This is a genomic window from Pseudoalteromonas qingdaonensis (assembly GCF_038739665.1).
Lineage (GTDB): Bacteria > Pseudomonadota > Gammaproteobacteria > Enterobacterales > Alteromonadaceae > Pseudoalteromonas > Pseudoalteromonas qingdaonensis.
This window is the reverse complement of the sequence record NZ_JBCGCU010000004.1, coordinates 195,750-221,730: the sequence shown is the minus strand read 5'-3', so window position 1 is coordinate 221,730 and position 25,981 is coordinate 195,750. Positions and strand designations below refer to the sequence as shown.

Below are 25,981 nucleotides of genomic sequence, written 5' to 3'. Positions count from 1 at the left end.
CGCCGAGGATATCATCTGGAGAATCACAGCCATCAAGCAGCTGATCGATAAGTTTGTCTGTTATTGGCATTCTGCATTCCTTTCAACAGGTTAAGAATGCCACTTACACAGAGTTTTTTACAGTCTCCTTTCAACAGGTTAAGAATGCCACTTACACAGAGTTTTTTACAGTCTCGAACGTGGATTAAATGAAAACTTTAACGGCTTGCTGCGCCAATACATACGCAAAGGCACTGACTTACGCACGGTAACAGACAAGCAAATTGCAGAGATTGAACGCGCGTTAAATGCCAGACCGAGAAAATGTCTGGGGTATAAACAGCCAGCAGTCGTATTCGAAGAATTACGCAAGGCGGCTTAATTTAGCGAGTGGTGCACTTCGGAGTTGAATTCGCGTGTTTTATTGGTTGCTGATGCTGAGCTTTATTGCTGCATGCTCTATGCAAGTTGGAATATTTACCTGTGCCGCTTTCTATTGCAAAAAATGGCTAGGGTCTGTTTATCTTTGCGGTTTACTTTATGTTCAATCTAAACGCATTCTGATCACGACGCTCGTTATGATGCATAGTCATTCTATTTTCATCGCGAGCAACACAGAGCAGGATGCGTTTAGGTGAACCCGTAGGGCAGCGTTTGTAGCGCATTTCTACTGTGTTGTTACATGTTTATGTAGAATACACCACACATGTGCCGCCTTGTACAAATACACTACAAACTGCTGCAGAAACAAACAACAAAGGTCAACAGACCCTAGCTAACTGACTAATAATAAACATATTTACACTTTTCACCCTGGGTGTAAATAAGCTGGGTACAGCTGGCACTCACTCCACTTGAACTCGGCGCTACATTCCAGCGGGCCGATCCCTTATACTATGCCCATATTCACGTGATAGAGATCCCGCCCTTGCATCCACAAAACCGCCATCGAAACGGCTATGACTTCGACGCCCTGTGCAGCAGCTTACCGAGCCTGCAAGCCTATGTGATTAAGCGGCCCGACGGGCAAGCCAGTATCGACTTTAGCGATGCCAAGGCGTTGAAAATGCTCAATCAGGCCTTGCTGAAACATCACTACGATGTAGCCATTTGGGATTTGCCCGAGGGCTTTTTATGCCCACCCGTGCCCGGGCGCGCAGACTACTTGCACCATCTTTATGATTTGCTCAGCCAGGATACTGAGCACAGGCTAGCGCAGCATAAGGTGCGGGTGATGGACGTCGGCACAGGTGCCTCGCTTATCTACCCCATTCTAGGTAACAAGCTGTTTAATTGGCAGTTTCTAGCGAGCGATATAGATGTGCAATCGGTTAAGCTAGCTAAACAGCTGGCTCAGTTAAATGCCTTGCCAATCAAGGTGGTGCAGCAAAAGCAGCCGACTCAGTATTTCGCCGACATCATCAAGGCGCAAGACACAATAGTGGCCACCCTGTGCAACCCGCCGTTTCATGACAGTGAACAAAGTGCCCAGGCCGGCTCCCAGCGCAAGTGGCGTAACTTAAAGGGACAACAGAGCAATGATCTGAACTTTGGTGGCCGCGCCAATGAATTGTGGTGCCAAGGAGGTGAGCTGGCCTTTGTGCGTAATATGGCGTTGGAGAGCCAACACTTTGCCGAGCAGGTGATCTGGTTTACCAGTCTGGTATCAAAAAAGGAAAATGAGCGCCCGTTGAAAAGCACTTTACGCAAACTGGGTGCCGTTCAAATTGAAGTGGTGGCCATGGCACAAGGGCAAAAAAGCAGCCGCTTTATTGCCTGGACCTTTATGGAGGCTGACGAGCGCCGAGCGCAACTGGCTCGGCTTTTGGGCTAGGCTTAATTAAGCCTTAGGCTTCATCTTGATTGAGTGCTTCTTTATAGTGTTTACGGCACACGGACACATAGCGCTCATTACCGCCTATCTGCACCTGATCGCCACTGGCGACCACATCGCCATGGTGATCATAACGCAGCACATGATTGGCCTTACGGCCGCAGTGGCACACGGTTTTTAGCTCCACCAGCTTATCGGCCCAGGCCAGTAAATACTTAGAGCCAACAAACAGCTCGCCTAAAAAGTCGCTGCGTAAACCATAACACAAGACGGGAATTTTAAGCTGATCGACCACCTCGGTCAGTTGCCATACCTGCGCCTTGGACAAAAACTGGCTCTCATCCACCAGCACACAATGCAGGGCTTCTTCCTGGTGTTGCGAAGCAATTAGATCATACACATTGCTGTTGCCATCAAAGACAAAGGCATCGGCCTGCAAGCCGATACGCGAGGCTACCTTGCCAACCCCGGCGCGGTCATCGATGGCCGCGGTCATGATCATCGGACGCATGCCGCGCTCGCGGTAGTTAAATGCTGATTGCAATAAGGTGGTGGACTTGCCGGCATTCATTGCCGAATAGTAAAAATACAGTTGAGCCATGGTAATTCTTCTAAAAACTTCGCGCGCCAAGCTTACACTAAGGCCCCTATCAAGGCCAAGGCAAACTCATCCCAGGCTATTACTTGCTAGGGTCTGTTTATCTTTGCGGTTTACTTTATGTTCAATCTAAACGCATTCTGATGAATATAATCGCTGATTTATGTGGTTAAATTCATCCATGAAGCTTGGTTACATCGCGCATCCATGCGCTCACCTCGCTAAGCTGCGAAGCATTGCTTCGGTCTTGCTCGCCTATGTACATAGCGAGTAACACAGAGCAGGATGCGTTTAGATGAACCCGTAGGGCAGCGCTTGTAGCGCATTTCTACTGTGTTGTTACATGTTTATGTAGAATAAACACTACACATGTGCCGCCTTGTATAAATTCACTACAAACTGCTGCAGAAACAAACAACAAAGGTCAACAGACCCTAGTGTGGCCTTGCTCAAAGGCCAGTAGCCAGCGCTTGCGTTCCAGCCCACCGGCATAGCCGGTCAAGGTACCGTTAGCTCCTATTACCCGGTGACAGGGCACAATAATGCTGATGGGGTTACGACCATTGGCCGCCCCCACGGCGCGCACCGCCTTAGGATTATCCACCAAACGGGCAATATCGCTATAACTGACGTTTTCACCATAGGCTATGCTGCCTAAGGCCTGCCAGATCTGGCGCTGAAACTCGGTACCCTTGGTATCCAGAGGGAGATCAAACTGGGAGCGAACTCCCTGGAAATATTCTGCTAACTGGCTTTTTGCCTGCGCCGTGATGGCATTGGCACTCGCATCAGCCTTGCGTTCAATGTCAAAACCCACATAACACAGGCCTGTGTCACTGGCTTGGATCACCAGCTCACCCAAGGGCGTGTCGATACATTCTTGATATAAGGTCATAATTGTTGCCATAGTTGAAAAGTCAGATAGGAGCGAAACGGTGCGGCGCGCTCAATATCAATGCCGCTGAACCCGGCCAGCGCCTTTTGTACACCCAGGTCGCCGCCGAGGTAAATATCCGGGTCGCTGCTGCCGCGCATTTTAGCGTAATTGACCGTCCAAGGGCCTATGCCCTTAATAGCCAACCAGGCATCCAAATCGGCATTACCATGCTCGGCAACATAGGCGCTTAAATCACGCAACGCTTCTCTACGCCGCCCCGGCATCTTAAAAAAGGCCAACTCGCTTACCGCCATTTGCTGTGCGGTGGGAAAATAACGCCCCTGCTCGCCCACCTCCTTCACTAAAGTTGTGGTAAGCGTGCGCGCCGCGCCAACGCTCACTTGCTGCCCCAGCACAGCGCGAATACCGGCCTCAAAAGGATCCCACATACCCGGCAGACGCAGCCCTGGAGTCAGTGCGAACTGCTCACCCACAGCGCTTTGCAGCTGGCTATTTATCACCTGAGTATCGGCATCCAGGTCCAACACTCTGCGAATATTAGCCACGACTCCTTGCAGGCAGTGCCAGTTATCCAGGCTGATCTCAACCCTAAAGCCCTGCTTCTTGTCCTGATAATGAGCGGTAAATTCCCCCTTTGCGCCCTTATAGGTGAAGGCGCGGCCATAACTTTCGGCAGTAATCCATTCCATAGGCGCGACTAGCCGTTTATTTAAAAACGCCTGCATGGCCTGCCAGTCATAAGGGGGGCGAAAACTGAGAAACAGGCTGATAGAGCCAGCATCCAATTGTGCCTTGGTGCGAATGGCACTCGGCGTCAGCTGCATCAGCTTCTTAAAGGCATCGTTAAAACGGCGCACGCTATTAAAGCCGGAGGCAAATGCTATCTCGGTGACTGGTAATTGGGTTTGCTGCAACAGCTGTTTAGCAAACTGACATTGGCTAAAGAGCGCATATTGCCCCGGAGCGATGCCATAATGTTTTTTAAATAATTGATTAAGGTAGCTGGATGACACGCCAAGGCGGGCACTTAGTGCCTCGGCGCCGCCATTTGACCAATGACCCTGATCGATTAAGCGTTTTGCCCTGAGCGCCGTGGTTTGCGCCCCCAGCCAGGGATAGCTGCCCGGGCTGGCATCTGGGCGGCACCTTAAACAAGGGCGAAATCCCGCCTGCGCCGCTAAATGGGCATGCTCAAAATACTCGACATTGCGTTCTTTGGCGGGGGGCGCCGGACAAATAGGCCGACAATAAATACCTGTGCTGCGCACCGCTACATAAAACAAGCCGTCAAAGCGCTTATCACGGCTTAAGCGGGCTTTTTGGCAGACATCGGCGGTAAACATAACAAGGTTCCAGTAAGGGTGATTTATATGCTTAGCTTACCCCATTGGCGGTGCGGCACTAGCCGGATTTTGCACTCAATGGTAAAAACGTGCTCACAAGAAGAAGGATTATTGCTCAGCAAATTGCAGCAGCTTGTCGCCGCTAAGACGATAAATTTGCCACTGCGCTTGCGCCTCGGCACCTATGCTGTGATAGAAATCAATGGCTGGCTGATTCCAGTCCAACACCACCCACTCAAAGCGACCGCAATTTTTGCTGATGGCACGTTGTGCCAGATATTTCATCAATGCCTTGCCGGCACCGCGGCCACGCTTGTCTTCACTGACAAACAAGTCCTCAAGATACAGGCCATTGCGGCCAAGCCAGGTTGAATAATTATAAAAATACACCGCAAAGCCTATGGCTTCGGCGTCGGGGGCATCACTTTCAAAGCAGATAACGCTGTGCGCGGTCGCCCCTTCGTCAAACAAGGTGCGCTCTATATCTAGCTCGGTGGCGGCAACGGCGTCGGGCTCTCGCTCGTACACCGCCAACGCCTTAATAAACTGATAGATCAAAGGCACATCATTGATCACCGCATCGCGAATATATACCTGGCTCATGGTGGTTCCTGTTTACAATCTAAACCACCATCATACTAATGCTAAGCCACCTTGCAAGTTGTAGACATGATTGTAGCCCAAAGACTGCAAGTTCTTGATCGCCTGCCCCGAGCGGTTACCAGTACGACAGACCAGAATATAACGTGTATCCGGCTTCAACTGATGAGCAAATAAGGCATTGGCCATGCGACTTAGCGGCACATTGAGCAGTTGATCGTCATGCACACTAAATAGCGAGCGTATGTCTTTGGCACCATGCTCATAAGGTTCGCGAACATCCCAAAGCACGGTTTCAAACTCCTCGCTGGCAAGCATCTGCTGTACTTCGGCACTGCTCAGTTGCTGGGCGTTGGCATGCTTAGGCTTATGACTAAAACCGCAAAGGGCCCCGCTTTCTGTGCTCAGCTGCTGATCCAAAACACATTTTTGCTCGGCGAATTGCGCCTTGTTTATCTGCTCTTGTAAGACCTGCTGTAACAAAGGCGTGGCCTGAACCTGCGCCTGCCAACTCAAAGCAAAACACTGCTCGTAGTCATGAGCCGGACACAGCACGGTATCCGCAGCCAATTTAGTCGCCAGGGTGTGAATAGAGTCCAGCATTTGCTCTGTGTCAGCATCGGCAAATTGAGTGCTGCCCAAGCCGCTAAAAATATAGAGGTCGCCGCAGAAGCAGGCAGTAACCTTATCCCCTTGATAGAGCAAATAGCTGTGACTGTCGGCGCTGTGGCCAGGAGTAGATACCCGAGTCAGGCGTTGCTCGCCAAGGCTGATGGCGTCGCCTTCGGGCCAGCCCAGGGGATCTTGCTCCTGAGCCAGACCAAGACGCTCTGACAACAGCGTGCGCGCCGAGTCTTTATCCTGATGTTTATGGGTTTCCAGCACGGCTTTTACATGCAGCTGCTGCTGAGTAACCAGACGGGCGATACGCGGTACCAGCTCGACAACCGGGTCGATGATCACGGCCTCGTTATTAATGCCCACATACAACCAACAGCAACTGCCTTGGTGGCGCAGCTGAGTTAGGCCCAGGGCACAGACTTCATGCTCGGGCTGAGTGGCATCTGAGACGATTAAACAGTTATTCGCCAACACGGGTTTCAAGGCGCAAATGCGCTCACACGCCAAGGCAATTTCCTGCTCTGTGGCGGCCGGGCCAAAAGACATACGAATGGCATTTTCACTTTGCCAGTCATTGGCATTCATGGCATCCAAAACAAAGCTGCGCGAGGCACCTGAGCTACAGGCTGAGCCACCGCTGACACGAATACCGGCAGCATCAAACAGGTCCATGACTTCTTTTGAGGTCAGACTGTTTACACAGAAGTTCAAAGTTGTCGGTACTGTACCTTCAAGGGGAGCATTAAAGCTGATATCACCAAAGGTTTGCTCCAGGGCATGGATCAATTGCTGACGGTACAAGTGCAAAGTCGCAACCGGCTTGAATACGCCTTGCGATTTATCCAGCAACATATCGAACAACTCATACAGGCCAGCGATCCCGGGCAGGTTTTCCGTACCCGAGCGCATGCCACTTTCCTGACCGCCACCGGCGATAAAAGGTGTGTATGGGCTATTTTCACGAATATATAAGAAGCCAATGCCCTTAGGGGCGTAGAGTTTGTGACCGGAGAAAGGCGCATAGTCTATGCTTGTTTCGCTAAGCGCCAGGTCTTGCTTACCCAAAGCCTGCACGCAGTCCACCATCCAGCTAACATGGTCGTTATTAGCGCGGATCACCTGCTCCAACTTGGCTAAATCCTGATACACGCCGGTTTCATTATTCACCGCCATGGTGCAGATCATCAGCGCCTTACCCACATGTTGGGCGATAAAGTCCAAATCCAGCAAGCCCGCTTCATCCACAGGAATGGCCAATATCTTAGCTCCTAAGCCCAGTACCTGATTCCAGTGTTTTAAAGTGTTTGGCACTGCCTTGTGCTCGGTGGCGCCGTAGAGCAATACACTGTGCTCGGTGGCCTTATGTCGATTGGCTAAAAGTGTAGAGACTACAGCGGTTTGGATACCTTCGGTGGCGCCCGAGGTAAAGAGAATATCGCCCTGCTCGGCGCCTATAACCTGACGCGCCTTGGCACGCGTTTGTTCCAGCAAAAACTTGGCCTGGACCCCGGTAATATGCGAGCTAGACGGATTACCAAAACACACCTGCATGGTGTGAGAGACAACATCGGCAATGCGTGGCAACACAGGAGTGGTCGCATTGGCATCGAGATAAACAAGATCCTGGCTAGTCTGGGTGAAAAAACGCTGGGTCATGGGCACCATATTCCAATTAGCTATAAGTTATAACCATTGTACACAAGTGCCCTTGCGCTATTAATACCAATTTGTTTGCATGACGCTAACTTTTATCAGCTTTTCATCTAACCAGCCGAATAAAGCGGGCACTACTCCTGAGCCTGTGTGGCGCTGGCGTCTTCCAAGGTCGATGACCAGGCATTCGCCAAGGCACGCACTAAAGAAGCCAAGGGTATAGCAAAGAATACGCCCCAAAAGCCCCATAAGCCACCAAAGAACAGCACAGCCATAATAATAAACACAGGGTTTAAATCCACCGCCTCAGAAAACAGCAGCGGCACCAAGACGTTACCGTCGAGCGCCTGAATAATGCCGTAGGCTACTAGCACAGACCAAAACTCACTGCTGACACCGAACTGGAACAAGGCCACGGCGGCCACGGGTATGGTCACCAGGGCAGCACCGATAAAGGGGATCAACACGGACAGTCCAACCAAAACCCCTAATAAGGCGGCATAGCGTAAATCGAAGATGGTAAAGACCACAAAAGAAACGCCACCGACGATCAGGATTTCAAACACCTTGCCACGAATATAGTTCATGATCTGCTGATTCATTTCCAGCCACACCTGCTGGATCAAGCGACGCTGCGCCGGTAACAAGGCACTGACACTGTGCAGCAGCTGGGTTTTATCTTTAAGCATAAAAAACACCAGCAGCGGCACCAAGACCAGATATATCAACCAGGCCACCACATCTTTAAGAGAGGTAAGCGACACAGATACCAAGACCTGGCCAAATTCCACCGCCTTGCTTTCAACGCTGGCAACCAGGGTGCGCACCTGCTCCGGGGTGATCAAAGCAGGATAATCAATGGGCAGATGCAAAAGGTAATGTTTGCCCTGCTCCAGCATGGCGGGCGCTTCTTGCAGTAAATTACTGGTTTGTTGCCATAGAATTGGGCCAAAACCGAACAAGGTGCCTATCACCAAGGAGCAGAATAAGCTGACCACAAGTATGGTAGCCAAAGTGCGCGACAGGCCTAAGTTCAGCAAGCGCACCACGGGCCAATCCAGTAAATAGGCGATCACCACGGCGACCAGCACAGGCATTAATAGCGCGCCGAAGAAATAGAGCACGGCAAAAGCGCAGAGCAAGAGTAAAAGCAGAGTCACCGAGTGAGGATCGGTAAATTTTCTTTGGTACCACGAGCGCACAAATTCAAACACGAGTTTCTCTCTCCACGGTTATTATTAATTGTTCTGCCGTTGTTGTGACAGTGAATGCTAGCTTTTGTTTGGTTAAATATCGCTTAATATCACTGACACCTTGTATATCATCGCCCTTGAGCATAAAGGCGATATCCTGCTGCTCGGCCTGCGCCGCCATTAACGCCAGTTTAAAACGAACAAACAGCTCAGGACATTGATAACAGCGTAGATCCGAATTTTTCATAGCTCCTGGCCGTCAATCCCATTAAACCACATACTTTTTAAATATTCTTTGCACCCAGGGTCTGTTGACCTTTGCTGTTTGTTTCTGCAGCAGTTTGTAGTGTATTTATACAAGGCGGCACATGTGTGGTGTAGTTATTCTACATGAACATGTAACAACACAGTAGAAATGCGCTACAAGCGCTGCCCTGCGGGTTCATCTAAACGCATCCTGCTCTGTGTTACTCGCTATGAACATAGAATGACTATGCATCATAACGAGCGTCGTGATCAGAATGCGTTTAGATTGAACATAAAGTAAACCGCAAAGATAAACAGACCCTAGCAGGCCTTGTGTAAGGCGTTTTCTTGTATGCAAACCTTAGCTAGAGCCTTGGCGCATAAGGCATAATACCGTAAAAACACTTAAAAGCATCGCCACATTCGTTTATCCTAAGATTAGTATGGTCAAATACACAAAGGCGAATTGGCGCGACTCATTCATCTTCTATGTACTTAGGAAAGTGCATACTAAAGGGTCTGTTGACCTTTGTTGTTTGTTTCTGCAGCAGTTTGTAGCGGATTTATACAAGGCGGCACATGTGTGGTGTAGTTATTCTACATGAACATGTAACAACACAGTAGAAATGCGCTACAAGCGCTGCCCTGCGGGTTCATCTAAACGCATCCTGCTCTGTGTTGCTCGCTATGTACATAGGCGAGCAAGACCGAAGCAATGCTTCGCAGCTTAGCGAGGTGAGTGCATGGATGCACGATGTAACCAAACTTCATGGATGAATTATGCCTTATAGGTTCGTGCTAAATTCATCAGAATGCGCTTAGATTGAACATAAAGTAAACCGCAAAGATAAACAGACCCTAGTGACTTTATTGCCCTTGAAAGTGAACGTTCGTCGCATGCACAGGGTCTGAAGACCTAAAGATAAATGGCTAGACCAATTAATTATACGCCAGTTATAAGCTTCAGATTGCCTAAACGCCTGTTGCAAAATAAAGATAAAGACCGCAAGGAATAATATGTTATTTAGACGTCTGCTGTTATGCGCTTTGGTTTTGACCACCAGTGTGACCGAGTCCCGCGCGCAAAACTCTTTTGATTTGCCCGACTTAGGCACTTCAGCATTACAGGCTATGCCGATTGAAAAGGAACGCATCATAGGCGATGTAATGATGATGCAAATTCGTGGCAGCTCGCCGGTGATCAACGATCCCGTGCTCGATGAATACCTACGCGGCTTGGGCAATCAACTGGTTTCCCACGCCGACGATATCCGCTTTCCTTTTTCTTTCTTCTGGATCAATAACAAGGAAATCAACGCCTTCGCCTTCTATGGCGGCCATGTAGGCGTGCATACCGGGCTTATCGCTCAGGCCGATAACGAAAGCCAGCTAGCCTCTGTACTAGGGCACGAAATCGCCCACGTGACTCAGCGCCACCTGGCCCGCCGACTACAGCAACAACAAGATAATTCGGGCCTGACCATAGCCGGCCTTATTGCCGGTGTGCTGGCAACCATGGTCTCTCCCGATGCCGGTATGGCCATTATCACAGGCACGCAAACGCAAAGTGCGCTAAGTCAGCTCACCCATAGCCGCGGCGCCGAGCAAGAGGCGGACCGCATAGGTATGCGTACCTTGTACGAAGCCGGTTTTGATCCTAAGGCCTCAGGGGAGTTTTTAACCAAACTGTCGGCACAAATTCGCTACAAACAAAAGCCACCCATCTTCTTACTCACCCACCCGTTGCCGCAAAGCCGGGTAAGTGACGTGCGTTTGCGGGCGCAGCAATATCAAGACCGGCCCTATGCAGATAACCTGCTGTTTCACCTTGCCAAAAGCCGTGTTATTGCCCGCTATAATGGCGACAAGGAGTATGCCGAAGCCCAGTTCCGCAAGCTGCTCAAAGAGCACAGTTTTGGCGATACCTCGGCGCTGCGTTATGGTTTGGCCTTGACCCTGATAGACCAAAAGAAGTTTGAAGAAGCAAAGCCTTTACTTGATGATCTCTTGCAAAAAGCCCCAGACAACCTTTTCTATCTCGACTCACTGACCGATTACTATGTGGGTAAAGGCGAGCCACAAAAGGCCGTGGAGCATCTACGCCCATTCCATCAGTTGCGCCCTAATAATCAGGTGATCACCCTGAATTATGCCCATGCCGCCATTGAGGCCAAACAGTATAAGCTGGCCGAAGAGCTGCTGCGCAGCTTTGCCCTGGAAAAGCCCGATCATATCCTGGCTAAGCAATTGCTAACCGATACCTATAAGCAACAGGAAAACAAGGCCGCCTATCATGAAGCCAATGCCGATTTGATGGCCCAATACGGCGCCTATATGAAGGCTGCTGACGAGGTGCAAAAAGCGCTGAACCATATCGAGCCGAACGAGGCCCTGAAGCAAAAACGCTTAAAAGCCCTGCTTAGCCAATACCGGGCCATGCAAAAAGAGCTTTCACGGCTATAAATACACCCAGCCAACCTGGAAATTCTGCCAGGTTGGCTAAAAAGCCCCCCTCAGGTGGCGCGCCCCTACCCTTAGCCGCCAGTATCTTTTACACTATCGCCATTATCTGTATTTAAGGAATTATTATGTCTGTCGTTATTTATCATAATCCGCGTTGTTCAAAGTCGCGCCAAACCCTGGCTCTAATTGAAGAGCAAGGCACGCCGGTCACTATCGTTAAATACCTGGAAGAAACGCCAAACGTTGCCACTCTAAGCGAGTTGGTTGCCAAGCTGGGTTTTGGCTCGGCCCGCGAGCTAATGCGTACCAAGGAAGACCTGTATAAAGAGCTGGAATTACAAAACGAGCAGGACGAGCAGGCGCTGCTTAATGCCATGCACGCCCATCCTAAGCTGATCGAGCGACCTATCGTAGTGAACGGTGACAAAGCCGTGCTTGGCCGACCGCCTGAAAATGCCCTGGAGATCATTTAATGGCACCGATTTTGGTGCTTTACCACTCTCGTAGTGGCAGTGTACAGGCGCTGGCGGAAGAAATCGCCGACAGCATAGAAGCACAAGGCTCTGATGTCTGGTTGCGTTGTATCTGTGACGATGGCGCTCACCCTCAGGTGAATAAGCAGGAGCTTATCGACTGCGCCGCCCTGGCCTTTGGCACGCCGACCCGCTTTGGCATGATGGCCTTTCAAGCCAAGTCATTTTGGGAGCAAAGCAGTGATATCTGGCTTAAGGGGCAATTGATCGACAAGCCCGCTTGCGTCTTTACCTCGTCAAGCAGTATGCACGGCGGTAATGAGACCACCTTGTTGCATCTGAGCATCCCCTTATTGCATCACGGCATGCTGTTGGTGGGCGTACCCTATGACGTGCCCGCTCTCAATGCCACTACCACAGGCGGCGCCCCTTATGGTGCCAGCCATGTTTCTGGTCTGGATAATAATTCCCAGCTAAGCAATGATGAAAAACAGATTTGCCAAGCCCTTGGTCGGCGTTTGGTTAATTTAGCGAGAAAACTCAATGACTAATATCGCCAAAAAGCCGCTGACTCAGCGTTATCAGCGCCTCGCGCTGGTCGGTTATATCGGCCTCTTGCTGTTAATGCCCCTGTGGCTGTTTGTCTTTTCGCCGCGCAGCGATTACAGCTTCGCCTTTACCTTTGGCCTGTATATAGTGCCCCTGCTCTTGCCCCTAAAAGGCATTATTCAGGACAAGCCCTACACCTATGCCTGGGCCAACTTTATCGTTATGATCTACTTTATTCATGGCTTTACCCTGCTGTGGGTCAGCCCGGACGAGCGCCTATGGGTGATACTGGAGCTGGTCTTTTCCAGCTGCATGTTTATCGGCTGCACCTACTATGCCCGCCATCGCGGTCAGGAGTTAGGCTTAAAGGTAGGTAAATTAAAAGACGATTTAGCCAATGAAAAGGCGGCGCAGGAATATCATCGCCAGAATCAGGATAAACAATAATATCTCAGTAAGAAAAAACGCCGGGCTACTCGCTCGGCGTTTTTATTTTTGCAATCGAAGTTGGCGTTACTTAGCCCCTGACGAGCTTAGCCACCCAGCTGACTTAAGAATGCCAGCCCTACCACGCTCAGTAATGCCAATTGCGCCAGCAAGGACAGCACAGAGCCCACCCTTAATAAGCCAAGCCCAAATGGATGACGCAACTGTGGATACAGGGCGCAGCGCTTTAAGCTAATAGCAAAGAATATCGCCACCACAGAGAGCATGGTAAAGACCATGGTCAGCTCGCTTTTATAGTCGATGCCGTCATCAAAAAAGAAAAACAGTTGCAGCGGTAACAGCAGCATTACCAGGGCATGCAGGGCATGCACCTTGGCAATACGCATATACTGACCCTGAGGCGATAATTCCTTAATGCCAAACTCGCGCTCCATAAGGCGCACTAAGGCTTTACGGTTTTGCTCCACCGCATAGCGATAGCAGCTTAGTCCGGCATTGTTTTTAGCATGGAAATTCGCACCGGCGCGCAGCAGCACGGTTAAACAATTGCCGTTATCGGCAGCCACAGCGTAGTGCAAAGCGTTATTACCCTGATGATCCTTGGCATCAAGCGATGCTTGACCGAGTAAGGCTTCAATCACGCTAACAAAGCCTTTTTCCGCAGCCAGCATAAGCGCTGTTTGCCCTTGCTCGTTTTGCTCACTGCCTCGTGCGCCCTGTTCAATAAAGCGCATCGCCAGGCTTTGCTTGGCATGCTCACTGTGTAAATGCGCCAGCAAGGCCTGCTCCAACAACTGTTGCAGATTTTCCTCATTAGAGAGGCACTGCAACAAGGTGAAAAAGTCATGACCCTGGATAAGTTCGGTCTTTGCCGCTTCCAGTAAATCAGGCAAGTCTGCAGCACAATCCGGCAGATATGGCTCCAGTTTAGGGCGAAAATCAACTTCCTGCCAAAGCAGCAAGATATCAGCGCTGCTTAGCTTTACATCGCGATTCAAAAGCTCTGCAAGCAAAGAAAAATAGCGCTGCTCAAATAATAACTTGGCAAGCGAAAGCGGCGTTTCAATCTGAATTTGCGCATTAATATCGGCATACTGAGCCAGGCGTTCAAGCAGCATTTCGCTGATTTGCTCGGCGGTGTAGTCATTGCTGAGGAAATATTCTTTTGCCGCCTGAATATAACGCAGGGCCTGCTCATCAAAATCGCTGATATGCTGGAAGGTACATTCATCAAAAGGGTCACGCGGCTGCAGCCAGATTAAATAATACAGAGGTGGCAGCGTGGTGCTGCTGACCTCATCCTCGATTTTTGTACTACAAGCTGGCCATGCTTCCAAAGCATCGAGTATAAAGGCGCCGTTTTGCTCAATAAGTCCTTTAAGTAATAACGGATATTGTTCCGGCCAAATTAGTACCTTTTCCATAGCCTATGAAGACTCCACTAAATCGTTCTAGATGTTGCATCGCAACTAGGTTGTCAGTTATAAAGGGCGCTCCCTTACCCTGCACTTAATATAGCGGACACTGCAATGCAAAACTGGCATGTAATCCTGATCATCGTCTTTGTCTTGGCGGTGATCTGGAGCAATATCGCACTGTTAAAATATTCAGCCAAAATGGACATGAAAAGTTTTAATCAGGACCCTATCGAAAAGGCCAAACGCAGCCTTGCCGAAAAAGCGAAGCAGCAGGACTCAAAGAGCGACGACCAAGAATCCTAAAGCCTTAGAGCCCTGCGCTTAGGGCTAAGCCCTAGTGCCTAGGAAAGTCCTAGGCTACCAGCCATTTTGCCATCAAGGTGATCACCGGCAAGGTGATCAGGGTACGCAAAATAAAAATCACAAACAATTCAAAAATATTCACCGGGATCTTACTGCCTAGCAAGAGCGCGCCCACTTCCGACATATAAATCAACTGAGTCACACTCATGGCGGCGATAATAAAGCGCGTTACTTCACTGTCGATATTCGAGGCCGCCAAAATCGACGGGATAAACATATCTGCAAAGCCCACCACTATGGTTTCTGAAGCCTTCACCGCCTCGGGAATACCCAAAAGTTCAAGATAAGGAATAAAGGGTTTACCCAGCCATTGGAATACCGGCGTATATTCAGAAACGATAAGCGCAAAGGTACCCACGGCCATCACCACAGGTAACACAGCAAATACCATATCCAGAGCATTGTGCAGGCCTTCTTCTACCGTGCCTTTTACTCCTTTTGCATGGCGCGCCTTATCAAGAGCCATACCCACTGACTGACGCCACAGGCTTTTATGCTCTGGTACAGCTTCATTGTCATCACATTGGCTGGTGCCATCAACATAAATGTTTTTCTTCAGGCTAAGAGGAGGAATACGCGGCAAAATCAACGCACACACCACACCTGCCAAACACACGGTTAAATAGAAAGGCGCAAATAAATGCTCAAGGCGCACCTGACCTATAACCACAAAACAGAAGGTAATAGACACAGCGGAGAAGGTGGTACCGATAATGGCCGCTTCTTTTTGCGTATAGTGCTTTTCTTCATATTGTCTGGCGGTCATCAAAATACCGACGCTGCCATCGCCAAGCCAAGAGGCGGCGCAGTTTACGGCGCTGCGACCGGGCACACAAAACAAAGGCTTCATAATCTTGGTAAACAGGGTACCAACCAGCTCAAGCAAGCCGAAATTCAAAAGCAGCGGCAATAAGAAGCCGGCAAGAATAAACACGGTAAGTAACAGCGGCAGCAACTCAGTCAATACAAAAGCGCCGGTAGCGTCTGAGTAGATGGCCTTGGGGCCAAGCTGGAAATAGGTCATGACCACAAACACCATGCCCACAAGGCGTACTACAAGCCAGGTCGGTGTTACTAAAAAGAGGTGGCGCATCAGGGGTTTTTCAAACAGGGAGCGCGGTTGCTTCACCGTCATCAGCAAGGATAACAGGCCGGTCATACAAATAATCACCAACAGCAAGGTGCTGGATATAGGCGCTAAGGCTTGGCGTAACATATCCGCCAAAATCGCCACGCTGATTTTTATCTGACCATCCCAGGGGATAGGCACCATAAAGAGAAAGACGCCGATCAGTGAGGGAATTAAAAACGTCAGTAAAGTGTTGGTCATTGACCGTGGCTGGCTTGTTGTCATAATTGTTTACTTATTTTCTTTGTTATCTTTGGGCTTCCCTGCCTCTTATAGCTCCAAATAAAAAAGGAAAGGTGATTTAACTCCTTTCCTTTTTTACAGCAAAATCAAATGATTACAGCTCAATCCCGCGAGCACGTAGAGCCGTTACTAGGGCTTGCTGTAAATCATTCATGGTGCCGGGCTCAAGAACCTCACCGTCTTTATCCATCCAGGTGATGCTGGTACCGCCAGCTTTGGCGTTATCCAATAGAATCTGATACTGGCCGTCTTCTAAAGGCAGTTGCATTGCCTCTTCGCCCCAAATTGAATCCCATACACTAGATTCAGGCTGGGTGTAGTCGGCAATAATACGACCTTTTTCGGCATCCACTTCAATAATAGTAAATTGTAGACGCTCTAAGAAGGCACTGAAGCGCTCAGACACCACATTCTTCTCTTGCTCTGTGATAAGTGCCGCATTACCTTGATTATCAAAGCCTAAAGCCAGGGAAATAATGCCTTGGCGCTGGCGCAGTTCAACCTGCAGCTGACGGTAACGGTAATCGAACTCAGCCACCGCCGCATTTAGGGCACGGGTTTCCAAGCGCTGCTGCAATAGTGGCGTTAACGGCACTTCCTGCGAGCGATAATCAATCATCTCGGCACGCAAAGACGCGGTGCGCTGGTGATCTTTTTCTTCAACGGTAAACTTGTAACGCTGCTCGGCAACGATTTCATCGTCCCATAACCAGCCTTCTTCTACTTTTACGATAGAAAACCAATCGCTTTCGATACTGCTTTGTGACTTATTGGTCACCGGAGTGTTGTAGCTTTCCAGCACGCCTTCCACGGCCGCCAAAATAAACTGGTCAAGATCTTCAATACCATCGTTTTTATCGAAGTAAACCCTGGCTAGCTTGTCGCCTTCTTCAATCCAGCTGCCCTGAGCGATAGGCATAATCTGCATCGGCGGCTTAACGGCCTTAGCATCTTCGCTGTTATCATAGCTGCCCACGTCCATCTTATAGGTGGGATCTTGGCTCGGTGCATCGAGTCCCTGTGGAGTCACTAATGGCTGATTCGCCTGATAGTTACGCTTGTGGTGTGCCTCGTTGGTAAAAATGCCACAGCCACTCAAAGTGACTAAAGCACTCAAGATCAATACTTTAGGGATCCAATACTGCACGTTGTTGTTCTCCTTTACTCACCATTATTATTGTACGAACTTTGAGTCGGTGAGGGGTAATTGGTTCAGTGTCAGATTCAACTTAACAACGGCTTTGTTGTCTTGCCTAATATACCAAGGTGTTAAACCCCAGTAACGACACCCACACCAGTGTTGCGCTGGCGCGCAGCAATGGCTTATAAAAATTTTCACTATGGTACTTTTACACGGGGTTAAAAACAAGAATGTCGCCGCCGAAAAGACAATAAAGCGGGACAAGGCTAAAAGTTGCCCTTTAAAACCCCGTTTATGCTACACTGCGCCGCCAACAGATTGTTTTCACAGAGCAAGGGCAAATCAATGGGCGAATTGGCCAAACAACAGTTAGTGATCACCGCAATTGGCGAAGACCAAGCCGGGGTGGTTAGCGCCTTAACGCAATTGGTCAGCGATTGTCACTGCAATATCACCGACAGCCGCATTGCCATTTTAGGCAATGAACTCACCTTTATTATGCTGCTATGCGGCGATATGGCCGCCATTAGCCGAGTCGAGCACCTTTTGCCAAATAAGGGCATGGAACTGGGGCTGTTGACCATGATGAAACGCACCTCAAGCCACACCGAAGAGCAATTCAGTGGCGGTTATACCTTGGAGTATCTAGGCATAGACACGCCGGGCACCCTAAGTAAGATCACCGGTTATTTTGCCGAACACAATATCAGCATCTGCTCTTTAAAATCAGATACCTACGCACAAGATGGCGACATTCAAATGCGCTGTGAACTCGAGTTTAATGTGCCACAAGAGCTTGATATTGATGCCTTTAAGGTGGCCTTTGAGGCGTTATCTCAACGCCTGAACATAGATTATACTTTTAAGCGGATCAGATAAGGACGCAGCATTATGAACACCTTGCAAGCGGGCGATAAAGCGCCACTTTTCACCCTTGAGGATCAAAACGGCGAAGCGGTTAGCCTAGCAACGCTATTAAAGGACCATGAGGTTTTAGTGTACTTCTACCCCAAGGCCATGACCCCAGGCTGCATAGTACAAGCCGAGCAACTGCGCGATCATAAAGCCGAGTTGGCCAAGTTCAACACCGTGGCTGTGGGTATCAGCCCGGATCCGGTGAAAAAACTAAAGAACTTTGAAACCAAAAAAGAACTTAACTTCCAGCTGTTAAGCGACGAAGACCACAAGGTAGCCGAAGATTTCGGCGTGTGGGGCTTAAAGAAATTTATGGGCAAAGAGTACGATGGCATTCACCGCATCAGCTTTTTAGTCGGCCAAGACGGCCACATTAAACATGTTTTCAATAAGTTTAAGACCAAGGATCATCACCAGGTAGTGATCGACTATTTGGCAGATAATGCTTAATTAATGCTTTAATGAAAAAAACGCGGCTTAAGCCGCGTTTTTTTATGTTTAATAAGTCAATTCGGGCTAATTAATCCCCAGATACTTGTGTACCTGTACAGATAAACGCCAGTTTTTCTTGATGCAGGTATCTATGGCCAGTTTTGTTGCCTTGGCTTTTTGACTGATGGGCTGCAGATAGACCAGTCGCGGATGCACACCGGTTGCTTTAAACAGCTCTTCAAGCTCGTCCACATGCTTTTGCATCGCCACCGGGTGCTTAATCTCATTGGCGCGTTTCATGGCGCTGGCCAGCACCTCATAACCGCCGCGCATATTGATTTTTGGCGATACCGTCACCCAGGTTTGTGCCGGCACTTTGATCTCAAAGGTGCCGCTGGTTTCGACTTGGGTGCTGTAACCGTGCTGATGCAGAAGTTCACACAGGGGATTAAGGTCAAACAAACAAGGTTCACCGCCTGTGATCACTACGTGTTTGGCACGATAGCCGCGACTTTGGAACAGCGCCAGAATATCTTCGGCATCGGCCTTGGCCCAATGCTCAGAGTCGGACTTTTTTTCCACCGTTTGTTCCAAGGACACCACATAACTGGTTTTGGCATCCCAGGTTTGTTTGGTATCACACCAGGAGCAGCCCACAGGACAGCCCTGCAAACGCACAAAAATTGAGGGCGTACCGGTAAAACTGGCTTCCCCTTGGATGGTTTCAAAAATCTCGTTTATTTGGTACAAAAATCTAACCTGCTGCTAAAACTTAACAATCGCTATTCACAAATGCCTGAGGCAAAACAAACCCTAACGGCGAATAATTGTGATCCAAGCTCAAACCCTGTAGTATACCGCGCCCTAACGTAAACCTCTATGATTAAAAGGCTCGCAGGCAAATGACAGAAAAAGTCGTTGTAATATATTCCGGTGGCATGGACTCATATACCGTGCTCAATAAGGCACTTCGTCAAGGTCACGAGGTCTATGCCCTTTCCTTTAACTACGGCCAGCGTCATGTCAAAGAGCTGGAAGTTGCTAAGCAAGTGTGCGAGCAACTCGGCGTTAATCATAAGATAGTCGATATTTCCGCCATTAATCAGTTAATTGGCGGCTCATCACTAACCGACGATATCGAAGTGCCGGAAGGGCATTACGAAGAAGAAAGCATGAAGAGCACCATAGTGCCAAACCGCAATATGATCTTATTGTCTTTAGCGGTGGGCTACGCGGTGTCACTGAAGGCCAGCAAGGTATTTTACGGTGCCCACTCGGGCGATCACGCCATCTACCCGGATTGTCGTCCTGAGTTTGTGAAGAAAATGGACGATGTGTGCCGTATCGCCAACTATGACGAAGTGGAAATCGTTTGCCCTTACCTTGCTAACAGCAAGATCGATATTCTTACCGACGGTCTGAAAATGGGCCTGGACTACAGCCAGACCTGGACCTGTTACAATGGCCGCGAGCAGGCCTGTGGTAAGTGCGGCGCCTGTCAGGAGCGTTTAGAGGCCTTTGCTCTTAATAACGCTGTTGATCCCCTGCCGTACGAAGCTTAATTTACTCCCTGTTCCCCCTAAGCCACTGATAATTTTGTCTAATCAGTGGCCTTGTGGCATTTTGCAGTTATACTGAGATCATTCCAGCTAGCAAGATATAGCCATGCTTATATACATGATATTACTGCTGATTATCGCAGCTCTCGCATTTAGCTTCGGCCTGCGCGCACAGCACCGCCAAGGCCAGCAACTCTCCCAGCTACAAGATAAGTGTCAGGCAGCAAGCCAGCAAACAGACACTATGTCAGCGCAAATAAGCCAGCTTAAAGAGCGCATCCAGGTGCTCGAAGCCATAGTCACGGATAAAGGATTTAGTGTCGAACAAGAAATAGATAACCTCTGAATTTAAGCCGAACAGTGCACCTAATATGACAAGACGCTCCACACTCCTGCTTATCTTGCTCAGCACCCTTTATCTGGGGGCCAGCGCCTTTGTGATTGAGTATTTCGCCCACCTCTATCAACAACAAGAGTTTGTTGAAGAGCAACTCTACCTGCGTAAACAATCAGCTCTGCTGCGCGCCAAACTTGAAACTACCTTGAATCAGGAGCTCTTTGCCGCCGAAAGCCTGGTGGTTATTGCTAATATCAATCGCGAATTTACCGCCTTGCACTGGCAGCATATCGCCGCGCAATTGGTGGCGCGCTCGCGGTTAATTCGCAATATTGCCTTAGCACCAGGAAACATAGTGCAATATGTCTATCCCTTAGAAGGCAACCAAAGGGCCCTGGGCTTTGACTATCGCAGCGATGAAGAACAATTTGCCACCATAGAGCAGGCGCGACAAACTCAATCCATGGTGCTCGCCGGACCATTTACTTTAGTGCAAGGCGGTGAAGCGCTATTGGCGCAGTTTCCACTGTTTGCCACCCCCACCGATGAAAACAGTTACTGGGGTACACTCAGCCTGGTATTGGACATTACTACCCTTTATCAATTGCTGGAGCTGGACTCTCAGGAGCAGGTGCAATATGCATTAAAAAACACCGCCGAGGGCTCCCTGGTATTTTATGGTGATGCCGACACATTTACCCATGCCGATGTGATCTTACCCTTACATCTTGCCAATGGTCGCTGGGCTCTGGCGGCCAAATTTAATGTCGAGCCTCAGCGGCATGCCACCCTTATTCGCGCCCTTGGGGCGCTCTTGAGCCTTGTGTTATTTGTATCTGTCGCCATCTTGGTGCGCGCTTACTTTCTGGTTAGGGCCACCTCCTTGCAAGACGACCTCACTTTGCTGGCCAACCGCCGCGCCATTATGCAGCATCTGGACGACCTCACCCGAGGCGCGGATGTGCACAAACACTTCGCCATTATCAATATCGATGTGAACGACTTTAAAGCGGTTAATGACAGCTATGGCCATGATTGTGGGGACGCACTGCTGGTGCATATAGCGAAGGAATTGCAGCGCACCTTGCGTGATTCGGACATTATCGCCCGTCTCGGAGGCGATGAGTTTCTAGTGCTCTTACATCGAATCAATAGCGATGAACAAATTGCCGCCATAGTCGAAAAACTGCGCCTGCATATTGAGCGCTCACCGCTGAGTTATAAGAACCATATCATTTATCCGTCGATCAGCTGCGGCTTTAGTTGTCACACAGAGTGCACTTTAGATATTGCAGCCCTGATGGCACAGGCCGATAAGCGCATGTACCAAGACAAGCAAGACAGCAAATTAAGCGGCAAAAAAACCGTAATTGCTTAGCTTTTGATCAGTTGCTGCTGCAACAAATGCACCTGGTCGCGCACCTGGGCCGCCTTTTCAAACTCCAAAGCGCGGGCAAATTCATGCATCTGTGCTTCCAAGCGGGTGATCTCCTTGGCGATTTGCGTCGCATCCATCGCCACCTCAGTATCACCGCCTTTACGTCCCTGGCCTGTCTTACGAGCAGTGCTAGGTTGTTGCTTGGGCGTATCTCCTGTGTCCATAACATCGGTAATGCGCTTATTCAGTGCCTGCGGTGTGATGCCATGCGCTTCATTGTGGGCAATTTGTTTTTCGCGACGGCGGTCGGTTTCATCCATGGCCTGGCGCATGGACTTGGTGATCACATCGCCGTACAGAATGGCCTTACCGTTAATATGGCGCGCGGCACGACCTATGGTCTGTATCAATGAGCGAGCTGAGCGTAAAAAGCCTTCCTTATCGGCATCGAGAATGGCGACCAGGGACACCTCAGGCATATCCAGACCTTCACGTAACAAGTTGATGCCAACAAGCACATCGAATACGCCAGCGCGCAGGTCACGAATAATTTCCATACGCTCCACCGTGTCTATATCACTGTGCAGATAGCGCACCTTGACGTCGTGATCGCTTAAATAATCGGTTAAATCCTCGGCCATGCGCTTTGTTAAAGTAGTCACCAGAACACGCTCGTTTATTTCCACGCGCTGGTAAATTTCCGAGAGCAGATCGTCCACCTGAGTACTGACCGGGCGCACCTCAAGCTGAGGGTCGAGCAAGCCGGTGGGACGTATCACCTGCTCGGCTACTTCGCCGGCTGATTTATCCAGCTCATAATCGCCCGGAGTTGCCGATACATAAATGGTTTGCGGCATAATCGCCTCAAACTCTTCAAACTTTAGGGGACGGTTATCCATAGCCGAAGGTAGACGGAAGCCGTATTCCACCAGGTTTTCTTTGCGCGAGCGGTCGCCGCGATACATGGCCCCTATTTGCGACACGGTGACATGGGACTCGTCGATGATCATCAGGGAATCATCGGGCAGATAATCCAACAGGGTTGGCGGCGGCTCGCCGGGGGCGCGCCCAGACAAATAGCGGCTGTAGTTTTCAATGCCGGAGCAATAGCCGAGCTCCTGCATCATTTCAATATCGTACTGGGTGCGCTGTGACAACCTTTGCTCTTCGACCAGACGATTGCCGTCAAGCAATTGCTGGCGACGGTCTTTAAGCTCGATCTTAATATTGTCGATGGCGCCTAGAATCTTCTCTCGCGGCGTTACATAGTGGGTTTTTGGATAAATGGTGGCACGCACCAGGTTCTTTTGTACCTGACCTGTGAGTGGGTCAAACAGGCTAAGGCGTTCGATTTCATCGTCGAACATTTCCACCCGTACGCCAATATCGTCCGATTCGGCAGGGAAGATATCGATTACCTCACCGCGCACTCTATAGGTGCCGCGACTGAAGTCCATATCGTTGCGGGTGTACTGGAGCTCGGCCAAGCGACGAAGCATCTGCCTTTGGTCAACGGTATCGCCAACCTTAAGCAAGAGCATCATTTTCATATAAGAGTCGGGGTCACCCAAACCATAGATGGCCGACACAGAGGCAACGATAATAACATCACGGCGCTCCAACAGGGCCTTGGTGGCCGACAAGCGCATCTGCTCTATATGCTCGTTAATTGATGCGTCTTTTTCGATAAAGGTGTCGCTGGCCACCACATAGGCTTCGGGCTGATAATAATCGTAATAGGAAACGAAATATTCCACCGCATTGTTAGGGAAGAACTCTTTCATTTCCCCATAGAGCTGCGCCGCCAGCGTTTTGTTGTGCGCCATAATGATGGTGGGGCGATTCAAGGTGGCGATAATATTGGCCATGGTAAAGGTTTTACCCGTACCCGTGGCACCTAATAGGGTTTGATGTGCGAGGCCTGACTCCAGACCTTCTACCAATTGAGCAATGGCGGTGGGTTGGTCGCCACCGGGCGAATAACTCGAATGCAGCTCAAAAACATCTTTCACTATATCACCCCTTGTTTAAACACTTTGGCGTTCAAGCTCGCGGCTGAACCACAAATAAGCAACGATGGCCGTTAATAAATTACCTACTGCGGCACCAATAAACAAGCCCGTTAAATCGCCAATCAGGCTGCCCAGGTAGGCTATCGGCACATAAAATACAAACAAGCGCACAACACTCAATACCAAAGCATGCATGGGCTTGTGCAGGGCATTAAACGACGAATTGGTGAGAATTATCACTCCCTGTAAACCATAAGTCAGGGGCAGAATATAGATAAACAACTTAATCAACTCACGCACCTGAGCCTCAGTGGCGAAGGCGCTGGCAATCCAAGGCGCTACCACAATAAGCAGCAAATAAATGGCAAATTGCCAAAACATCACAAACTTCAGGGTTTGCTTATAGGCCTGCTCTACTCTGTCCTTATTACCGGCACCAAAGTTTTGGCTGATAAAAGGAGGCAATGTCATAGATAAGGCCAGTACAACTAAAGAGGCAATGGATTCAATGCGACTGCCGACCCCGAAGGCGGCCACCGCGGGGGCACCAAAGTGAGCAACAATAGCCGTCATCACCGCCATGGCCAAGGGAGTCAACATATTCGCACCGGCCGCCGGCAAGCCGATTTTAAGGATTTTTCGCGTCGCCACGACGAACGACTGGGTGCGACAACGAATATCAATTAACTGACGGTGGACAATAAGAATATATAAAATCGCAGCAACACCGATTAACCAGGAAATGGCACTGGCGATGGCCGCCCCGCGCACCCCCATGGCCTCAATAGGACCAAAACCAAAAATCAAAATAGGGTCAAGCACCGCGTTAACCAGCCCGGATGCTCCCATAATCAGGCTCGGTGTCTTAGTATCGCCATTAGCACGGAGTACGGCATTGCCTATCATGGGCGTTACCAATAACACACTGGCTAAAAACCACACCTGCATATATTCATCTATCAATGGCAGCAACTGCGGCTCGGCGCCTAGTAATAGAAAAATGGGATCACTGCAAAAATAACCCACCAGGGCCAGTATTGTGACTAAAAAGGCCGAAACCATCAGAGCCACAGCACCATCAAAACGGGCTTGTGATTGCTGCCCAGACCCCAAGGCGGTCGCGATAACCGCAGAAGTGCCTATACCTAAACCTATGGCCAGGCTTATCAGAGTAAAGGTAACGGGAAAGGTAAAACTAATGGCCGCCAGGGGCTCGGTGCCCAACATACTGATAAAGAAGGTATCAACAAGATTGAACAGCATTAAAAAGATCATCCCGAAGATCATCGGAATGGTCATTTTGCGTAAGGTTGGCACAATGGGCGCACTGAGGATCATTGCAGGTTCGGCTTTAGCCATAACAACGCTTATTGCTGCTGATACAAGCGCTCTATTCTAAAGCATCAAGGCCTCCCCTTCCACGCTTAATTAGCGCATAAAAAATGTTCTTTTTTCGTTGTTCAGCGTTTTATACAAATGAAACCCGTCAAAAAACAATTAATTTACACCTTTTAAACATCACCACAAATTAACGCTGTATTTTTGCACAACACCAGTATTATCCACCCAGTTATAATTATAAAAAAATTACTTTTTGTAACTTTTAAGCATATAAAACTAAGATACTGATAAATATGAAGAATATTTTTTGCAATTTACCTATTGCTTTCTTCCTAAGTACTCTTTGTCGCCTATCACTGCTGCTTTCCCCCTATTCATAAACAGACTTATCCACAGATTTCGTGGATAAGTTAACCTAAGCCTTTAAATATAAGGGTTTGATCGCTATAGGCAAAAAATCATTCTTACACTGATACATCCAGGTTCCATTTTCATTCATTTTTTGGCCTCGCAGAACTTAACTAAGCCTTTGATAGTACTTTGACGAGCCCCATTGTCGATGAAAACACCATAGGGACAATACTGGAAAACCCTCGCCAAGGATATTTTTGCCTGCCCAGTAGGCAATTTGAGTGAAAAAGCGACGAACGAGTCATTTTTTTCATTTTTGCTGGCTTTATTAGTTGACACTCGCAGGTGGGGTCTTTAATATCTCGCCCCGTTGAGAGACAAGCGCTTCCCCCTTAGCTCAGTTGGTTAGAGCGACGGACTGTTAATCCGCAGGTCCCCCGTTCGAGTCGGGGAGGGGGAGCCAAT

24 protein-coding genes, 1 tRNA gene and 1 pseudogene are annotated in these 25,981 nt (G+C 49.3%); 13 read left to right on the top strand and 13 right to left on the bottom strand.

What is annotated here, in order from left to right; genetic code table 11:
• Positions 1-169: 169 nt before the first annotated feature.
• Positions 170-361, top strand: a pseudogene (locus tag WCN91_RS05770) (transposase); the annotation flags it as partial.
• A 528-nt stretch (positions 362-889) separates the two neighbouring features.
• Positions 890-1,813, top strand: coding sequence for a 23S rRNA (adenine(1618)-N(6))-methyltransferase RlmF (rlmF, locus tag WCN91_RS05765; RefSeq protein ID WP_342677153.1), 924 nt, complete (start codon positions 890-892; stop codon positions 1,811-1,813).
• Between the two features lie 13 nt (positions 1,814-1,826).
• Here rlmF and WCN91_RS05760 read toward each other — a convergent pair whose 3' ends face one another.
• From WCN91_RS05760 to WCN91_RS05730, 7 genes are all read right to left on the bottom strand, one after another.
• A complete protein-coding gene (locus WCN91_RS05760; RefSeq protein WP_342677151.1) occupies positions 1,827-2,414 on the bottom strand; it encodes a thymidine kinase in 588 nt (195 codons plus the stop codon).
• 421 nt (positions 2,415-2,835) lie between these two features.
• On the bottom strand, positions 2,836-3,306 hold the full coding sequence (locus WCN91_RS05755; protein ID WP_342677149.1) for a methylated-DNA--[protein]-cysteine S-methyltransferase: 471 nt from the start codon (positions 3,304-3,306) through the stop codon (positions 2,836-2,838).
• On the bottom strand, positions 3,303-4,652 hold the full coding sequence (locus tag WCN91_RS05750; protein ID WP_342677148.1) for a DNA-3-methyladenine glycosylase 2 family protein: 1,350 nt from the start codon (positions 4,650-4,652) through the stop codon (positions 3,303-3,305). The genes WCN91_RS05755 and WCN91_RS05750 overlap by 4 nt, the downstream gene beginning before the upstream one ends.
• Positions 4,653-4,760: 108 nt before the next feature.
• Positions 4,761-5,255, bottom strand: a complete 495-nt coding sequence (locus WCN91_RS05745; RefSeq protein ID WP_105201541.1) for a GNAT family N-acetyltransferase — start codon at positions 5,253-5,255, stop codon at positions 4,761-4,763.
• Positions 5,256-5,285: 30 nt separating this feature from the next.
• On the bottom strand, positions 5,286-7,529 hold the full coding sequence (locus WCN91_RS05740; RefSeq protein ID WP_342677144.1) for an aminotransferase class V-fold PLP-dependent enzyme: 2,244 nt from the start codon (positions 7,527-7,529) through the stop codon (positions 5,286-5,288).
• A 131-nt stretch (positions 7,530-7,660) separates the two neighbouring features.
• Complete coding sequence (locus tag WCN91_RS05735; RefSeq protein ID WP_342677143.1) at positions 7,661-8,740, bottom strand: AI-2E family transporter; 1,080 nt, start codon at positions 8,738-8,740, stop codon at positions 7,661-7,663.
• The gene (locus WCN91_RS05730) at positions 8,733-8,966 is read right to left on the bottom strand and encodes a hypothetical protein (RefSeq protein ID WP_342677142.1); all 234 of its coding nucleotides are present in this window, start codon (positions 8,964-8,966) and stop codon (positions 8,733-8,735) included. The genes WCN91_RS05735 and WCN91_RS05730 overlap by 8 nt, the downstream gene beginning before the upstream one ends.
• Positions 8,967-9,982: 1,016 nt before the next feature.
• Between WCN91_RS05730 and bepA the strand changes: the two genes are divergently transcribed.
• From bepA to WCN91_RS05710, 4 genes are all read left to right on the top strand, one after another.
• On the top strand, positions 9,983-11,428 hold the full coding sequence (gene bepA / locus WCN91_RS05725) for a beta-barrel assembly-enhancing protease (protein WP_342677140.1): 1,446 nt from the start codon (positions 9,983-9,985) through the stop codon (positions 11,426-11,428).
• Between the two features lie 125 nt (positions 11,429-11,553).
• The gene (gene arsC / locus WCN91_RS05720; protein ID WP_342677139.1) at positions 11,554-11,901 is read left to right on the top strand and encodes an arsenate reductase (glutaredoxin); all 348 of its coding nucleotides are present in this window, start codon (positions 11,554-11,556) and stop codon (positions 11,899-11,901) included.
• Positions 11,901-12,452, top strand: coding sequence for an NAD(P)H:quinone oxidoreductase (gene wrbA / locus WCN91_RS05715; RefSeq protein WP_342677136.1), 552 nt, complete (start codon positions 11,901-11,903; stop codon positions 12,450-12,452). The genes arsC and wrbA overlap by 1 nt, the downstream gene beginning before the upstream one ends.
• Complete coding sequence (locus WCN91_RS05710) at positions 12,445-12,897, top strand: DUF2069 domain-containing protein (protein WP_342677134.1); 453 nt, start codon at positions 12,445-12,447, stop codon at positions 12,895-12,897. The genes wrbA and WCN91_RS05710 overlap by 8 nt, the downstream gene beginning before the upstream one ends.
• An 86-nt stretch (positions 12,898-12,983) precedes the next feature.
• Here WCN91_RS05710 and WCN91_RS05705 read toward each other — a convergent pair whose 3' ends face one another.
• Positions 12,984-14,321, bottom strand: a complete 1,338-nt coding sequence (locus WCN91_RS05705) for an ankyrin repeat domain-containing protein (RefSeq protein ID WP_342677132.1) — start codon at positions 14,319-14,321, stop codon at positions 12,984-12,986.
• A 105-nt stretch (positions 14,322-14,426) separates the two neighbouring features.
• On the opposite strand from WCN91_RS05705, the gene WCN91_RS05700 reads away from it, so the two are divergent.
• Complete coding sequence (locus WCN91_RS05700; RefSeq protein ID WP_342677130.1) at positions 14,427-14,618, top strand: DUF2897 family protein; 192 nt, start codon at positions 14,427-14,429, stop codon at positions 14,616-14,618.
• A gap of 49 nt (positions 14,619-14,667) precedes the next feature.
• Here WCN91_RS05700 and WCN91_RS05695 read toward each other — a convergent pair whose 3' ends face one another.
• Positions 14,668-16,032: a YjiH family protein gene (locus WCN91_RS05695; protein ID WP_342677128.1), complete on the bottom strand. Its 1,365-nt coding sequence runs from the start codon at positions 16,030-16,032 to the stop codon at positions 14,668-14,670.
• 112 nt (positions 16,033-16,144) lie between these two features.
• Positions 16,145-17,197 carry an outer membrane protein assembly factor BamC gene (bamC, locus tag WCN91_RS05690; RefSeq protein ID WP_342677126.1) on the bottom strand — a complete coding sequence of 351 codons (1,053 nt, stop codon included), beginning with the start codon at positions 17,195-17,197 and terminating at the stop codon, positions 16,145-16,147.
• 339 nt (positions 17,198-17,536) lie between these two features.
• Between bamC and WCN91_RS05685 the strand changes: the two genes are divergently transcribed.
• A complete protein-coding gene (locus WCN91_RS05685) occupies positions 17,537-18,070 on the top strand; it encodes a glycine cleavage system transcriptional repressor (protein WP_342677123.1) in 534 nt (177 codons plus the stop codon).
• Between the two features lie 12 nt (positions 18,071-18,082).
• A complete protein-coding gene (gene bcp / locus WCN91_RS05680) occupies positions 18,083-18,556 on the top strand; it encodes a thioredoxin-dependent thiol peroxidase (RefSeq protein ID WP_342677122.1) in 474 nt (157 codons plus the stop codon).
• A 66-nt stretch (positions 18,557-18,622) separates the two neighbouring features.
• Here bcp and queE read toward each other — a convergent pair whose 3' ends face one another.
• Positions 18,623-19,288 carry a 7-carboxy-7-deazaguanine synthase QueE gene (gene queE, locus WCN91_RS05675; RefSeq protein WP_342677120.1) on the bottom strand — a complete coding sequence of 222 codons (666 nt, stop codon included), beginning with the start codon at positions 19,286-19,288 and terminating at the stop codon, positions 18,623-18,625.
• A 152-nt stretch (positions 19,289-19,440) separates the two neighbouring features.
• On the opposite strand from queE, the gene queC reads away from it, so the two are divergent.
• The 3 genes from queC to WCN91_RS05660 all read left to right on the top strand — a co-directional run bounded on the left by queC (position 19,441) and on the right by WCN91_RS05660 (position 21,812).
• Positions 19,441-20,100, top strand: coding sequence for a 7-cyano-7-deazaguanine synthase QueC (gene queC, locus WCN91_RS05670; protein ID WP_342677118.1), 660 nt, complete (start codon positions 19,441-19,443; stop codon positions 20,098-20,100).
• A gap of 103 nt (positions 20,101-20,203) precedes the next feature.
• Entirely contained in the window at positions 20,204-20,443 is a 240-nt protein-coding gene (locus WCN91_RS05665; RefSeq protein WP_342677116.1) for a hypothetical protein, read from the top strand.
• A gap of 25 nt (positions 20,444-20,468) precedes the next feature.
• Complete coding sequence (locus WCN91_RS05660) at positions 20,469-21,812, top strand: diguanylate cyclase domain-containing protein (RefSeq protein WP_342677114.1); 1,344 nt, start codon at positions 20,469-20,471, stop codon at positions 21,810-21,812.
• Here the strand turns inward: WCN91_RS05660 and uvrB are convergent.
• Positions 21,809-23,824: an excinuclease ABC subunit UvrB gene (gene uvrB / locus WCN91_RS05655; protein WP_342677112.1), complete on the bottom strand. Its 2,016-nt coding sequence runs from the start codon at positions 23,822-23,824 to the stop codon at positions 21,809-21,811. The genes WCN91_RS05660 and uvrB overlap by 4 nt on opposite strands.
• Positions 23,825-23,839: 15 nt before the next feature.
• Entirely contained in the window at positions 23,840-25,183 is a 1,344-nt protein-coding gene (locus WCN91_RS05650; RefSeq protein WP_342677110.1) for an MATE family efflux transporter, read from the bottom strand.
• A gap of 719 nt (positions 25,184-25,902) precedes the next feature.
• Between WCN91_RS05650 and WCN91_RS05645 the strand changes: the two genes are divergently transcribed.
• A tRNA-Asn gene (locus WCN91_RS05645) sits at positions 25,903-25,979 on the top strand.
• Positions 25,980-25,981: the final 2 nt, after the last annotated feature.

Bases quoted from the DNA above. Each gene is read 5' to 3' on its own strand.
- WCN91_RS05685 (WP_342677123.1), top strand. From the start codon at position 17,537: ATGGGCGAATTGGCCAAACAACAGTTAGTGATCACCGCAATTGGCGAA.
- WCN91_RS05665 (WP_342677116.1), top strand. From the start codon at position 20,204: ATGCTTATATACATGATATTACTGCTGATTATCGCAGCTCTCGCATTT.
- WCN91_RS05710 (WP_342677134.1), top strand. From the start codon at position 12,445: ATGACTAATATCGCCAAAAAGCCGCTGACTCAGCGTTATCAGCGCCTC.
- WCN91_RS05740 (WP_342677144.1), bottom strand. From the start codon at position 7,529: ATGACCCAGCGTTTTTTCACCCAGACTAGCCAGGATCTTGTTTATCTC.
- WCN91_RS05750 (WP_342677148.1), bottom strand. From the start codon at position 4,652: ATGTTTACCGCCGATGTCTGCCAAAAAGCCCGCTTAAGCCGTGATAAG.
- queC (WP_342677118.1), top strand. From the start codon at position 19,441: ATGACAGAAAAAGTCGTTGTAATATATTCCGGTGGCATGGACTCATAT.
- WCN91_RS05695 (WP_342677128.1), bottom strand. From the start codon at position 16,032: ATGACAACAAGCCAGCCACGGTCAATGACCAACACTTTACTGACGTTT.
- wrbA (WP_342677136.1), top strand. From the start codon at position 11,901: ATGGCACCGATTTTGGTGCTTTACCACTCTCGTAGTGGCAGTGTACAG.
- WCN91_RS05650 (WP_342677110.1), bottom strand. From the start codon at position 25,183: ATGGCTAAAGCCGAACCTGCAATGATCCTCAGTGCGCCCATTGTGCCA.
- bepA (WP_342677140.1), top strand. From the start codon at position 9,983: ATGTTATTTAGACGTCTGCTGTTATGCGCTTTGGTTTTGACCACCAGT.
- WCN91_RS05760 (WP_342677151.1), bottom strand. From the start codon at position 2,414: ATGGCTCAACTGTATTTTTACTATTCGGCAATGAATGCCGGCAAGTCC.
- WCN91_RS05745 (WP_105201541.1), bottom strand. From the start codon at position 5,255: ATGAGCCAGGTATATATTCGCGATGCGGTGATCAATGATGTGCCTTTG.
- WCN91_RS05730 (WP_342677142.1), bottom strand. From the start codon at position 8,966: ATGAAAAATTCGGATCTACGCTGTTATCAATGTCCTGAGCTGTTTGTT.
- WCN91_RS05660 (WP_342677114.1), top strand. From the start codon at position 20,469: ATGACAAGACGCTCCACACTCCTGCTTATCTTGCTCAGCACCCTTTAT.
- WCN91_RS05700 (WP_342677130.1), top strand. From the start codon at position 14,427: ATGCAAAACTGGCATGTAATCCTGATCATCGTCTTTGTCTTGGCGGTG.
- bcp (WP_342677122.1), top strand. From the start codon at position 18,083: ATGAACACCTTGCAAGCGGGCGATAAAGCGCCACTTTTCACCCTTGAG.
- arsC (WP_342677139.1), top strand. From the start codon at position 11,554: ATGTCTGTCGTTATTTATCATAATCCGCGTTGTTCAAAGTCGCGCCAA.
- WCN91_RS05755 (WP_342677149.1), bottom strand. From the start codon at position 3,306: ATGACCTTATATCAAGAATGTATCGACACGCCCTTGGGTGAGCTGGTG.
- WCN91_RS05705 (WP_342677132.1), bottom strand. From the start codon at position 14,321: ATGGAAAAGGTACTAATTTGGCCGGAACAATATCCGTTATTACTTAAA.